Genomic DNA, 12,994 nt, shown 5'->3' with positions numbered 1-12,994 from the left:
GCCGTTAACGCACGCCCGCGAATTCCTCCAATTCTTCCGCCTCGGCCTCCGAACCGTACGCCGGCACCGTGCCCGGCGCGAGGTCCGAGTACATGTAGGCCGCTTTCAGCGCCAATAAGGCCTCCGCCCGCCGGCCCAAATAGTACTGCGCCCGGCCGAGCAGGTGCAGGGCCGCTATGGCCCGCATCGTCTGGGGATACGCGGCCACCAGCTTCTTCGCCTGCGACGCCACGGCCTCGTAGTCGTCGGCGCGCAGCGCAACGGCGACCTCTTCGTACAGCGCGGACAGCTCCGGCGGCTCGGCCGCGACCCGCTGCAAGTATTCGGTCGACTTCTCATCGTTGCCCTCGGCATACTCGAGCTGGCTTAAAAGCAAGTACGCCAGGAAACAATCGGCGTCCGCTTTGACCGCTTTATCCAGCTTATCCCGGGCGCCCTTCATCTTACCGCCGCCGATCGCGTCGATCCCTTCCCAGAAGTACTCGCGGCAGCCGGCGTCGGCCGAAATTATCTCCTTGTACGGCATGGCGTCGTCGGCCGCGGCGGCCGTCGCCGCGACCACGACTATCAATACCCCGATTAATTTCTTACGCGCCAACGTCATAATTTCCTCACGTAAAGGGCGAAACCCTCGCCGGCTATATCGGCCTTAACCGTCTCGAATCCCGCTATTGCCAACCGTTCGTCCGGCGCCGCGCTGGGAGCCACTATATGCGTCGCGCCGCGCGAGGCCGTCGCCGCCGCGAACGCATCGCTTAAAGCCGCGAGGCCGTCTTCCGTTAACTCTTCCGCCGTCGCCGCGGCGACGAGGTAGGACGGCCGCTCGAGCCCCTCGGCCGCCCGGGCCAACGTTACCGCGTCCCAACCGCCGAGCGCCATATCGGCGCCGCCCACGAGCCGAGGCCGGAGAGAACGCCACCGCCTCCTCCGCCGCAGCCACCGCGCCGGCCCCGCCGGGTCCGTCGCGCCGCACATAACGCCCGCTACGCCCTCTTCTTCCAACGCCACCGTCCCGACGGTGAAGTCGCGGTTGGCGTACGCGTCGTAGAACGCGCGCAGCACGCTTCGGGCGGTTTTGCCCCGGTAGCACCAGGGCCGCGTCGCCCGGTGGAGCGCGACGGCCCCCTTCACGTGCGCCCGGTTCAACGGCAACGTCTTCAACCCGCCCCCCTAAAGAATAACGATTACCGCGACCAGTATCGCGACGACGCCGCACGCCAGGACGATTAAATATTCCTGGACGTAGCCCGTCTGGACGCGGCGGAAAATTTTACCGAAGGCCTGCGTAATCCAGCCCGTGAAGTTAACCGCGCCGTCGACGACGGCGAGGTCGAACCAACCCTTGAACTTCGACCACAGGACCGTGAGCCAGGCGGTGCCGTTAACGGCGCCGTCGATCACGTAATTGTCGAACAGGCCCCACAGCCGCGCGACGAACACGGTCCCCTTGACGAACAAAAAGCCGTACACGTCGTCGAAGAAGTATTTACGCTCGAGCACGAACGCTACCGGCCGGAAGGCCCGGTAGATCTTTTCGACCGGGTACACCTTCAACCTGTACAAAGCCCAAGCGAGCGCGATGCCGCCCGCCGCCAGCGCGAGCGACGCACCCGCGGCGCCGACGTTGACGCCGTGGTGCCCGCCGTACACGTGGAAGCCGGCCAACCAGGCGAAGCCCTTCGTTACCCCCGGTATCCCGACCCATCCGGCCGCCACCGAGAATATGCAGAGGAACACCATCGGCCCCAGCATATTCCAGGGCGCTTCGTGGGCGCGCTCCGCCTTTTCGCCCGCCTTGCCACCGAAGGTTATGAATATGGCGCGGAACATGTAGAACGCCGTCAGGAAGACGGTGAAGAAGGCGGCGAAGGCCAGGTACCAGCCGCCGTGGTCGACGACCGCCGCCAGGATCTCATCCTTGGAGAAGAAGCCCGAGAACGGCGGCACGCCCGCCAGCGCGAGCGCCGCCAGCACGAACGTGGCCGCGGTCCACTTCATCCGGCGGCCCAGGCCGCCCATCTCGCGCATGTCGTTGGTGTGACACGCGTGGATGACGGCGCCGGCGCCCAAAAACAGCAGCGCCTTGAAGAACGCGTGCGTGTAGAGGTGGAATATACCCGCGGCCTGGCTGCCGCACCCCAGCGCGAGCATCATATAGCCGAGTTGGCTTATGGTGGAATACGCCAGCACGCGCTTGATGTCGATCTGGACTACGGCTATGGTCGCGGCCATGAGGGCCGTGGTCGCCCCCACGTACGCCACGACCTCCGAGGCGCCCGCGGCGGCGACGAATATCGGGAACGAGCGCGCGACGAGGTAGACGCCCGCGGCCACCATCGTCGCGGCGTGGATCAGGGCGCTGACCGGCGTCGGGCCCTCCATCGCGTCCGGGAGCCAGACGTGCAGCGGAATCTGCGCCGACTTACCCACCGCGCCCGCGAAGATGAGGAGCGCGATGGCGGTTACCATCGCCGGCGCCAGCGCGCCGTACTCGAGGAGGCCGAAGACGGTCCCGAAGTGGAACGTCCCGGTCAGCGTGAAGATGAGTATAATGCCCACCAACAGGCCGACGTCTCCCAGCCTCGTCGTTATGAACGCCTTCATTCCGGCGTTGGCCGCTTCCGGCTTCTCGAACCAGAAACCGATTAAGAGGTAAGACGTAAGGCCGACCAGTTCCCAGAAGATGAACGCCTGCAGGAAGTTGTTGGCCAAAACCAACCCGAGCATCGCCGCCGAGAAGAGGTTCAGGTACGCGAAGTAGCGGCCGTAGAGCTTGTCGCCGGCCATGTAGCCGGTCGAGTAAATGTGGATCATGAACGAGACGGTCGCGACGACGAGGGCCATTACGCCGCCGAAGCGGTCGAGCTGGAAGCCGACGTGCAGCGTGAAGTCGCCCACCTGGAACCAGGTATAGGAGAAGTCGCCGCCGTGGCCCAGCAGGATGCGGACGAATAGCGCTATCGCGGCGGCGAACGAGACGCCCAGCGCCGCGACCGGCGCGATCGCGGCCTTGGGCTCGCCCATCCGCCTACCCCACAGGACGGCGATGAGGAAGCCCAGCAGAGGCGCGAAATTAATTATCGACGCTAACCAGACCATAGCTCGAGTCTACTCCGGGGGCGGCTCCATCCCGGCGTCGCGGCTGTCGCGTACCTCGGGCGGTTCGTCTTCCACCGGCGGTAATATCTCAATAGAACTTAGCATTTCCCGCGCCGCGGCCGCGAGGCGATTTTCGACGACTTCCGGGTGCGAGAGCTCTACCACGTATAAATTATTCCCCGAAGTTAAAAATAGCACCTCGAGGCGGCGCCTCCCCTCTTGCTCCCCTACTACGTAAGAGTTTCTTAAACCGTCGTCCGCGCCCGCCGCCGCGAGTTCGGCTTCTCCTAAAATCTCGCCGTCCACTTCGAACGAGCTCGACGCCCCCAGCCGGCGCTGGTAAAAGCCGGCCCAGATTACGACGTTCGCGTACGCGGCCTCGCGGCGCGTTATTAATGCCTCCAAGCCGGCGTGCGGGCCCTCGGGCCAACTCAAGCGAACCGCGGTAACCGTGGTTCCTTCGGCCGGCGCGGCCTCCTCCGCCTCGTACCCGGGCGGGACGTTAAGCGTTACGCCGAGCGCGTCGTGCGTAAACGGCTCGTACTCGCCCGCGACGGCGCTCGCCGCAAGGCAAGACGCCCCCAAGACCGCCGCTGCGATTATCCGCCCCACGTAAACTCAGCCGCGTAGCTCGTGCAGGTCGTCGACGGCGACGGTCCCGCGCGAGCGGTAGATAGCCAGGATCAACGCCAGGCCCACGACGGCCTCGGCCGCCGCGACCGTTATCACGAACAACGAAAAGAGTTGGCCGTCGAGGCGCTCGGGCCCGTAAACGCGGTCGAACGTCACCAGCGCCACGTTGACGGCGTTGAGCATGAGCTCGATGCCCATAAGGATACCGATGGCGTTGCGCCGGGTCAGGACGACGAGCAGGCCAACGCCGAAGAGGAGCACCGACACGCCGACGAAGTGGAGGGGCGTTATCATCATCGCCGCTCCTCCTTCCGCGCCAGCACGATGGCGCCGACGAGCGCCCCCAGGAGAAGCAGCGATATAACCTCGAACGGCAACAGGTACGTCGAGAGCAGCAGGTCGGCGAGCTCGTCGAGGGCGCCGGCCTCGGGTATGGGCGCCATCGGCGGCAGCTCGACCCTAACCATCACGAGCGCCGTTACCGCCGCCAAGCCGAGTATTACCAACGCCGCTGGTACGAGGGCGCGGGTATACCGCCTGACGCGCCGGGCCGTAATGCGCTGCGTCAACATAACCGCGAAGAGTATAAGCACCGCCACCGCGCCCACGTAGATGAGGACCTGCACGCCCGCCAGGAACTCCGCGCCCAAGAGGACGAACAGCGACGCCACCGCGAAGAGCGACAGAATCAAGCTCAGGCCGGCGTGGAAGAGGTTTCGGAAGAAGAGCACGCCCAGGCCGCCGAGCAACGCCACGCCGGCGACGCCGTAAAAAGCCATTATGTATATCCAATCCGTCATATTTTAACGCGGCCCCGCGGTATTTAATCCGCGTCGGGCTCGAGCCATTCCACCAGGTAGCGGTTGGCGTCGGCACCCTCTGCGCGATCGTCGATGACGGCTACCCGGACGTTATACGCGCCGACCGCCTCGAGGCTGCTCTTAATAACGCCTACGCTAAAATCCACGCTCCCGGTGATGCCCGTTTCGCGGATTACGGCCCGGCCGGCCGCGAACTCCTCGACGTGCCAGTCTCCCGTCCCTTCCCCGCGTACGAAATTACGGTACAACTCCGGTAGCTTTTCGGCCAACTCCGCAGGCGAATCGACGTCGAAATCCGGCATATACTCCCTAATGGTTTCCACCAGTTGGTTTCCTATTAAAACCATGACTTGCGGCGAAATGCGGTCGCGAAGGTACTCCACCGTCGCGAGATACGGAGCGGCTTCGTACCAACCCGCGCCGTCGATATCCTCGAAATATTTACCTAGTCCCTCCCCCACGATCTCGCCGATATGCGGGAACACTTGCTTTAAAGCCCGGTAGAATATTCCCCGTACTTCCATCGCGATACCTGTGCCGACCTCTTCCCCTAACTTTTGACCCCGTAACCTTTTACTTTTTATCTCCGGGCGAACGCCGCGACCTATTTCTTAAACTCCGGCTCGAGCTGGCGCGACAACAACTTAGTAATGTCGTATACCAACTCCGATTTATCGTAAACCGACATCTCGTACTCGGGTATCATCGCCAGCGCGCCGAAGTTGCAAGCCTCGACGCACAAGCCGCAGTATATGCACAGGCCGAGGTTTATAAAGTAACCGTCGACGACGAACCCTTTGACGCCCTCCTCTTTGTGGCGCTCGAGCGTGATGCAAGCCGCCGGGCAAACGCGAATGCACTGGGCACACGCCGTGCATTTATGACCGCCTTCGTCGTCCGGGACCATCGCGACGCGGCCCCGGAACCGCGGCCACTGCTCGAACCGCTCCTTGGGGTACTGGACCGTTATGGCGCGGCGCAGCAAGTGCTTGGTCGTCGTGGCCAAGCCGACGAGCAGCCACCACGTACCCTTTACCAACCTCGCGATAGCCCGGAAAATCACCATACTCTATATCAGAACGATTATAAGGCCGGTTATTATTATGTTCAGGAACGCGAGCGGCAGTAGGAACTTCCAAGCGAACGACATCAGCTGGTCGACGCGCAGCCGGGGATAGGTCCACCTGAAGAACATCAACAACAATACGATCGCGAAAGACTTGATGAGGAACCAGAACTCGCCCGGCAGCCAAGGGCCCCGCCAGCCGCCCAGGAAGAGCGTCGCCGCGATAGCCGAGACCAGGAACATGTTCGCGAACTCCGCCAGGAAGAACATCGCGAACTTCATACCGGAGTACTCGACGTTGAACCCCGCCACCAGCTCCTGCTCGGCCTCGGGGATGTCGAACGGCGTACGGTTCACCTCCGCCGTGGCGGCGATGACGTAGATCGCGAACGCCAGCGGTTGATACACCACGAACCAGATTCCGCTCTGCGCGTCGACGATGGCCCCCATCTTCATCGAGCCGGCGAGCATGATGACGCCCAGCGCCGAGAGCACCAGCGGAACCTCGTACGAGACGAGCTGCGCCGCGGAGCGAAACCCGCCCAACAACGAGTACTTCGAGCCCGACGCCCAGCCGCCCGAAATGACGGCGATAACGTTTATGGTCGTAATGGCGAAAAGGAACAGTACGCCGATGTTCAGGTCGCGGATGATGGCGCCGTCGCCGAACGGGATAACGACGAAGGCCACGACGGTGGGCGCGAAGGCCAGGAACGGCGCTATATTGAAGACCGGCCGGTCGCAGCTGCGCGGCGTCGTATCCTCCTTCTGCACCAGCTTCAGCGCGTCGGCGACGGTCTGGACCGCGCCGTGCCACCCCACGCGCATGGGCCCGAAGCGCTGCTGGATGTGTGCCGAAACCTTGCGCGTGAGCCAGATGAGGAACAGGACCAATACCGCGATGAAGCCGGCTATTAATATTGCGTGGACGACCATTTGGGCCGCGGGGACGAACCACGACGGCAGGCCGTAGCTCGCTACGACGCCCTTCCACCATTCATTAAGCCAAGAGAGTACGGGGTGAATTATCATACGCTTCGCGCGGTATTTACCTGTCGACGTCCGGCAAGATGACGTCCAGCGAGCCGAATATCGGCACGATGTCCGCCAGGTATACGCCCCGGAGCATCTCCCGTATCATGGAGAGGTTGTTGAACGACGGCGTCCGCAGCTTGTAGCGGTACGGCTTGTCGGCACCGTCCGAGACGAGGTATAGGCCGTAGTCGCCCCGCGGCGACTCGACGCGCGCGTAGACCTCGCCCGCCGGGACTTTGGGGAACTTGGGCACTTTCTCTTTCACGGTCGGCCCGTCGGGCAATCCCTCCAGGCACTTCTTTATCAACGCGTGCGAGGCGCGCATCTCGAGGATGCGGGCCAGGTAGCGGTCGTAGCAATCTCCCCTCGTGAGCACCACCGGCTCGTACCCCAGCTCGCCGTACGCCTCGTACGGCATGTTCCGGCGAAGGTCAAAGTCCACGCCCGAGGCGCGGAGGTTGGGGCCGCTCCAGCCGTAGTTGACGGCCCGGGCGCCTTCCACTACGCCCACGCCCTTCGTGCGCGCCAGGAAGATCTCGTTCTCGTTCAGGATGCGCTCGTAGTCGGTAATTCTGCCCGGAAAAACTTTCAGGAACTTCTCCGCCGCCGGGAAAAACGAATCCGGCAGGTCCGCGGCCACGCCGCCGAAGCGTAGGTAGTTGAACGTCATCCGCTGGCCCGTCGTCATCTCCAACAGGTCCATAGTGAGCTCGCGCTCGCGGAAGCCGTAGAGGAAGGGCGTCACCGCGCCCAGGTCGAGCGCGAAGACGCCGAAGAAGATGCAGTGCGAGGCGATGCGGTTGAGCTCCATGAACATCGTGCGGAGGTACTTGGCCCGCGGCGGCACCTCTATCTCCATCAGTTGCTCGACCGCTTCGCAGTGCGCCGCGGCGCAGAACAACGAGCTCAGGTAGTCGATGCGGTCCGCCATCGGCAGGAACTGGATGTAGAGGCGGTTCTCGGCCATCTTCTCCATCGAGCGATGGAGGAAGCCGACGTGCGGCTCGCTGTCGACGACGCGCTCGCCGTCCATCGTCAGCACCATACGGAAGACGCCGTGCGTCGACGGGTGCTGCGGCCCCATGTTGACCTGGAACTCCTGGGTATGTATCGCGGTATCGGTGGGCATAAGACCGGCTTGGCAGCCTTGGGCTATTTCCCCGGCATCTTGTCCGGGAACGGCACGTAGTCCTCGCTCGCGAAATCCTTGAGGAGCGGGTGGCCCTCGAAGCCCTCCGGCGTCAGGATGCGCGTGAGGTTGGGGTGGCCCTCGAAGGTCACGCCGAAGAGGTCGTAGACCTCGCGCTCGAGCCAATCCGCGGCGGCGTAGATGTGGGCTATCGACCGCGCCGCGCCGCCCCGGCGCGGCACGTCGGCCTTCACCATCAACGACTGCTGGTTCCGGTAGGAGAAGTAATGATATACGAGCGTGAGCTTGTCCTCGTCCGGGAAGTCGACCGCGGTTATGTACATCAAGAAATCGAAGGCCAGCTCGGCGTCGTCGCGGAGGAAGCGCGCCAGCCGGGCGACGGCGCCCGCCTCCACCCGCAGGAACGGGACCCGGTCGCCCTCGTTCACGTCGACGACGACGTCGCCTACCGCGTCCTTGACCTTGTCTGCTATCTGCTCGAGAGGTAATCCGGCCATGTGCGGTCCGAATCTCAACCAGCCGAAAGAACGGTGAGAAAGAGGATTAAGCCGACTTGGTTACTTCGCCAGAATCCACCGGCCGTCGAGGCGCTCGCGAGGCGCGTGCTCTTCGTCGAAGCTGCCGAAGGCTTGTACCAGGCTCTCGCGCTTTATCTTCTCTTGCAACTTCAGGCAGCCGTGCATAAGGGCTTCGGGCCGGGGCGGGCAGCCGGGGACGTAGACGTCCACCGGGATTATTTTGTCTATGCCTTTGAGGACGCTGTACGCGTCGTAGTAGAAGCCGCCGCCGGAGATGGCGCAGGAGCCCATCGCGACGACGTAACGCGGCTCCGCCAGCTGCTCCCACAGGCGGCGGATGCGCGGCGCCATCTTGAGCGTGATGGTCCCGGAGATGAACATCAAATCGGACTGGCGCGGCGTCGCCCGGAACATCATGCCGAAGCGGTCGAAGTCGTAGCGCGACGCGCCCGCGGCCATCATCTCGATGGCGCAACAGGCGAGGCCGAATATCATGTACCAGATGCTCGAGGCCCGCGACCAGTTGAGGAGCTTCTCGAGGTTCGTCGTGACGATGCCGCCGCCGGGCAGCTTCTCCCAGTAAACCGGCAGCCTGGCTATTACACCCACTTCAGGCCCCCCCTACGCCACGCGTACGCCAACGCCACGAGTAGGATGCCGATGAATATCATCATCTCGACGAAAGCGTACAACCCCAGCTTCTTCGCGGCGACGGCCCAGGGTAAAAGAAAAGCCGCTTCGACGTCGAAGACAACGAACGCCAAAGCGACGAGGTAAAACCGGACGTTGTATTGAACCCACGCGGTGCCGCGGGTGGTCTCGCCGCACTCGTAAATGTCGGCCTTTATGCGGCTGGGCCGCTGCGGACGGATAAACCACGCGCCGATAAGGGCCGCGGCGACGAAGAAAATACCGAAGAAAATGAAGAACGCAACGAACGCGTAATCGGTTAGCAAAACCCGTACCTCGCTGAAATTTTCCTCTCGATAACACACTTGACCGTCGAAGTCAAGCGTTTTGTGATAATTGGCACAAATTAACGTTAGCGGGGCGGCCGCCGCGCGCCACGCGGAAATACCGGTATAAACCGCCCGGCGTACGCGGCGTACGCGAAGGACCCCGCGTAAGTCGCGAGGGCCCCGCGCGCCAACCCCCTCTTGCCGAGCTCGCCTCCCGCGGCCTATACCCCGCGCCGCCGTTAAAGCGGTTTATGAAACGAACGAGCCCGGAAAGTCAGGCTTGAGTAGGAGATTACGTCGTGATAGAATCGCCGGACGTCCTTCGCCCGAGCTTCCGCGGTTTAATAAACCCAAAGAGGAGCGCGCGCCGGCGGCGCAAGGCCGCGCCGGACCGGACTCGCTAAAGCGATTAAATGGCGGTTACGAACAAAGACTATTCCGGTTACTGGGTTACGGCCCGAGTATGGCTCGAGCGGCTGGCGCCGTTCGGCTTCGCGGCGCTGAAAATCGCGGTGAGCGCCGGCTTCGTCTACTACTACGTCGAACGCTTCGTGCGTATAATGTACATCGCCGACGGCCCGGCCCGCGGCATCGAGGCCTACCGCCTGGCGTACGCCGGTTTCGAGCTCTTCCCCACGCACCAGTTCGCGCCGTTGCCGCTTTGGATCTGGGCCGGCCTGCTTAAGATTTGGCCGGATATCTACTTCACCGGAACCGCGCTTAACGTAGTCGCGGGCGCAGGCGTCGCCGCGTTCTTATATCTCTTGGGGAAAAGACTGGCCGGGCCCTCGGCGGGCGTCGTAGCCGCCCTCATCTTCACTTTCTCGCCCGTGCACCACAACGTAACCGTCTCGATGGGTATGGCGGAGAGCGTATTTTATCTCGGCCTTGTCGCCGGCGTTTTCTTCGCCGCGCGGGCCGAAACCGGCCTGCACGGCTCGCGGGCCGCGGCCTTCTGTTTCGCGGCCGCGGCGCTGTCCCGCTACGAGGGGATGCTGTTCCTACTGTTATACTCGGGTTATCGCGTCTTTAGCCACCGGCCGCGGGGCTTGGGGGGATGGCTCCTGTGGGCCGCGCCGCTGGCCGTAGCAGGCGTGTTCGTCGGCCACAAGGCGTTCCAGCCCGCGGGTGCCGGCCTTTGGCCCTTAATGCCGGCCTTGAAAGCCGACATGGCGCGCATACTTACCAACGCCCAATGGTACCGCCGCTTAGGCTACGGTTTCTACCGGATGTTGTTCGACGGCCGGGCCGCCGCGGCCTTGGGGTTGGCGGGCGCGGCGCTCGTCTTCCGCCAACGGTGGCGTACGGCCGACCGCCTCCTGATTTGGAGCAGCTGGGCGATAATTTTCGGGGCGCTAACGGTGGTCGCGGTCGCCATAGGGTTGGGGTTCTGCCCGGAGCGCTACTTCGCGACGCCGCTTCTGCTCCTCTTCCCCTTCGCCGGCCTGGCCGTGGCCGAACTCGTCGCTTTCGCGACGTCAACCGCCAGGACGGTCGTCGTCGGCGTAGTGTTGACGACGGCGGCCGTCATAACCGCCGGATGGGACGCCGTTATCTTAACGCCGGGTTACGGCTTCCACGGGCCCTGCAATACGGGGGTCGTATACGCCGCGGAAACCGCCGTGGTTTTAAGGGACCTCTGGCGGGAAGGCGAGCTCGGCCCTCAGGAACAAGTCCTCATAGAAATCGGCGGAGAGGGCTCGGAGGGCAAATGGCGCTTCGAACAATACCCGTTGCGGGCGTTTAGCGACCACCCCTTAAATTTCACGCTCGCCCCGCAGAAGAAAATCCGCAAAAAATTAAAATCCTTCGTCCCCTTTATGCGTAATAATCACGTTCGGGTCGCGATAATCCTAAGCGATGAAAACCGCGAACGGGCCCGTCGGTACTACGGCGAAATCGGTAAGGGAGCGGTAATCTACGAAAACCCCAATCAAACGGTAGTCGTACTACGCGAGGGGTGGCGAGATATCCCCGATTTCTCGTCCGAGGTGTGTCGACACTTGGCAAAAGTCTACGACCTCCGGCCTTAGAAGTCGTCGGCTCCCGGAATTCGGCGCGTACGTTTCGACGACTCAGGGAACGGCGCCCCATTTCGGGAAGGATTACTAATTGCTAAAATGAGCTCGCGACGCACAAAGACGACGTGGTTCGGCGCCTTCGCGCCCTGGGGTTTCTTCGCGCTAAAGGTACTGGTCTCGATATACGCCCTCCACGCTTACATCCCGCGCTACATAAGGCTCACGTACATCGCCGACGGCCCCGCGCGCGGTATAGAGGCCTATAACTTGGCGTTCGGCGACTTCGGCGTTTTCCAAACCTATCAATTCCTACCTCTTCAGCTTTGGCTTTGGGCCGGCCTGCTTAAAATCTATCCGGATATATACTGGACCGGGACGGCGTTGAACATAGCGGCCGCGGCCGGCACGACGGCCCTTTTGTATCTCCTCGGCCGCGAGCTAGCGGGGCCGGTAGCCGGGAGCTTTGCCGCCGTCCTCTTCATCTTTTCGCCTGTTCACCACAACGTAACGCTCTCCGAGGGGATGGCGGACAGCCTGTTCTTTTTCTGGACGGCGGCGGGCGTATACGCCGCGAGCCGGGCCGCGGCGGGCCGACGCGGCGCCGCGGCTGCGGGGTTCCTCTTCGCCGCGGCCGCCCTCACCCGTTACGAAGGCGCGCTGCCGTTAATACTCTACGCCGCGTACCGTCCATTCAGGTCGCGCCCGCGCGGCGTCGCCGGATGGCTACTATGGGGGGCGCCACCCGCTTTGGCGGGCGTCCTATTGGGCCATAAAGCATTCGCTGTGGGGGGCGGCGGCATTTGGCCGTTAATGCCGGCGTTAAAAGCGGATATGGCTAACGTACTCACCAACCTACACTGGTACCGGCGTACTTACTACGGCCTCGAGCGCCTGTGGCTTGACGGTCGGGTGGCCGCGGCCTTCGGCGTGCTCGGCGCGGTTTTGGTATGGCGCCGTCACATCCGCAACGAAAGCCGCCTCCTTATTTGGGGCGGCGCCGTAACCCTATTCGTCGGCCTTACGGTTCTCGTCGTCGCCGTCGGTTGCGGCCTATGTCCCGAACGTTACTTTTCGATCGTCCTATTACTTCTTTTCCCCTTCGCCGGGCTGGCCGCGGTAGAGATATGGCGGCGGGCGAGCGGGCGTGCGTTAAAAATAACCGTATCAATATTGTTCGCGGCCGCGGCCGCCTATACCGCATACTTCGACGCCGCCATCAAGGACTACGGTTACGGTTATCCGGGGCCGTGCTATACGTGCCACACCTTAGAAGCCGAGCTTGCGTTAAAATTGCGCGATTTGTGGCGCCGGGGCGAGTTGGGCCCGGACGACATAATCTATATGGAGGAAAATACCGATAACTACAGCAACTACTCCGTTCGGGCGTACAGCAACCACCCGCTCAATTTTTATGTGTGCCCGGCCGGGGAAATAGAGGATGACCTGTGGTACCTGAAGTACATACTACAAAGGAATAAAATCCGGGTAGCCATCTTCGTAAACGGCAAGACCCGTCGCCATATTAAACCGTTTTACCGTGCCTATAAGAAATTCGCCGTAATATACGAGAACCCCGGCCATACCATTGTCGTACGCCGCGCGCCCTGGAGCGAAGGCGTCCCGGACTTTTCGTCGGCGATAGTCCCGGAAGAATGCAGAGTCATACGTAAGTAAAGGCCGAATCGCGGGCTC

At 62.7% G+C, this 12,994-nt stretch carries 15 protein-coding genes; 2 read left to right on the top strand and 13 right to left on the bottom strand.

The window, feature by feature from the left end; genetic code table 11:
* Positions 1 to 4: 4 nt before the first annotated feature.
* From VMX79_08600 to VMX79_08540, 13 genes are all read right to left on the bottom strand, one after another.
* Entirely contained in the window at positions 5 to 598 is a 594-nt protein-coding gene (locus tag VMX79_08600; protein ID HUV87158.1) for a hypothetical protein, read from the bottom strand.
* 2 nt (positions 599 to 600) lie between these two features.
* Positions 601 to 1,161: a hypothetical protein gene (locus tag VMX79_08595; GenBank protein ID HUV87157.1), complete on the bottom strand. Its 561-nt coding sequence runs from the start codon at positions 1,159 to 1,161 to the stop codon at positions 601 to 603.
* Between the two features lie 9 nt (positions 1,162 to 1,170).
* On the bottom strand, positions 1,171 to 3,099 hold the full coding sequence (gene nuoL, locus VMX79_08590; protein ID HUV87156.1) for an NADH-quinone oxidoreductase subunit L: 1,929 nt from the start codon (positions 3,097 to 3,099) through the stop codon (positions 1,171 to 1,173).
* Between the two features lie 9 nt (positions 3,100 to 3,108).
* Positions 3,109 to 3,711, bottom strand: a complete 603-nt coding sequence (locus tag VMX79_08585) for a hypothetical protein (GenBank protein HUV87155.1) — start codon at positions 3,709 to 3,711, stop codon at positions 3,109 to 3,111.
* Between the two features lie 6 nt (positions 3,712 to 3,717).
* A complete protein-coding gene (gene nuoK / locus VMX79_08580; protein ID HUV87154.1) occupies positions 3,718 to 4,026 on the bottom strand; it encodes an NADH-quinone oxidoreductase subunit NuoK in 309 nt (102 codons plus the stop codon).
* The gene (locus VMX79_08575; GenBank protein ID HUV87153.1) at positions 4,026 to 4,532 is read right to left on the bottom strand and encodes an NADH-quinone oxidoreductase subunit J; all 507 of its coding nucleotides are present in this window, start codon (positions 4,530 to 4,532) and stop codon (positions 4,026 to 4,028) included. The genes nuoK and VMX79_08575 overlap by 1 nt, the downstream gene beginning before the upstream one ends.
* Positions 4,533 to 4,555: 23 nt before the next feature.
* A complete protein-coding gene (locus VMX79_08570) occupies positions 4,556 to 5,077 on the bottom strand; it encodes a DUF2378 family protein (protein ID HUV87152.1) in 522 nt (173 codons plus the stop codon).
* Positions 5,078 to 5,157: 80 nt separating this feature from the next.
* Entirely contained in the window at positions 5,158 to 5,619 is a 462-nt protein-coding gene (locus VMX79_08565) for an NADH-quinone oxidoreductase subunit I (GenBank protein HUV87151.1), read from the bottom strand.
* A gap of 3 nt (positions 5,620 to 5,622) precedes the next feature.
* Positions 5,623 to 6,651 carry an NADH-quinone oxidoreductase subunit NuoH gene (gene nuoH, locus VMX79_08560; GenBank protein ID HUV87150.1) on the bottom strand — a complete coding sequence of 343 codons (1,029 nt, stop codon included), beginning with the start codon at positions 6,649 to 6,651 and terminating at the stop codon, positions 5,623 to 5,625.
* 16 nt (positions 6,652 to 6,667) lie between these two features.
* A complete protein-coding gene (locus VMX79_08555) occupies positions 6,668 to 7,783 on the bottom strand; it encodes an NADH-quinone oxidoreductase subunit D (GenBank protein ID HUV87149.1) in 1,116 nt (371 codons plus the stop codon).
* Between the two features lie 23 nt (positions 7,784 to 7,806).
* Positions 7,807 to 8,301, bottom strand: a complete 495-nt coding sequence (locus VMX79_08550) for an NADH-quinone oxidoreductase subunit C (GenBank protein HUV87148.1) — start codon at positions 8,299 to 8,301, stop codon at positions 7,807 to 7,809.
* A 60-nt stretch (positions 8,302 to 8,361) separates the two neighbouring features.
* Entirely contained in the window at positions 8,362 to 8,931 is a 570-nt protein-coding gene (locus VMX79_08545) for an NADH-quinone oxidoreductase subunit B family protein (protein ID HUV87147.1), read from the bottom strand.
* Entirely contained in the window at positions 8,922 to 9,278 is a 357-nt protein-coding gene (locus tag VMX79_08540) for an NADH-quinone oxidoreductase subunit A (protein HUV87146.1), read from the bottom strand. The genes VMX79_08545 and VMX79_08540 overlap by 10 nt, the downstream gene beginning before the upstream one ends.
* Before the next feature lie 416 nt (positions 9,279 to 9,694).
* Here VMX79_08540 and VMX79_08535 point away from each other — a divergent pair, with 416 nt between their 5' ends.
* Both VMX79_08535 and VMX79_08530 read left to right on the top strand, forming a co-directional pair.
* A complete protein-coding gene (locus VMX79_08535; protein HUV87145.1) occupies positions 9,695 to 11,314 on the top strand; it encodes a glycosyltransferase family 39 protein in 1,620 nt (539 codons plus the stop codon).
* An 87-nt stretch (positions 11,315 to 11,401) separates the two neighbouring features.
* A complete protein-coding gene (locus tag VMX79_08530; GenBank protein ID HUV87144.1) occupies positions 11,402 to 12,976 on the top strand; it encodes a glycosyltransferase family 39 protein in 1,575 nt (524 codons plus the stop codon).
* Positions 12,977 to 12,994: the final 18 nt, after the last annotated feature.

Source organism: bacterium (assembly GCA_035529855.1).
Classification (GTDB): Bacteria; RBG-13-66-14; B26-G2; order WVWN01; family WVWN01; genus WVWN01.
The sequence above is the reverse complement of the archived record's forward strand: the minus strand, read 5'-3'. Positions and strand labels throughout refer to the sequence as shown.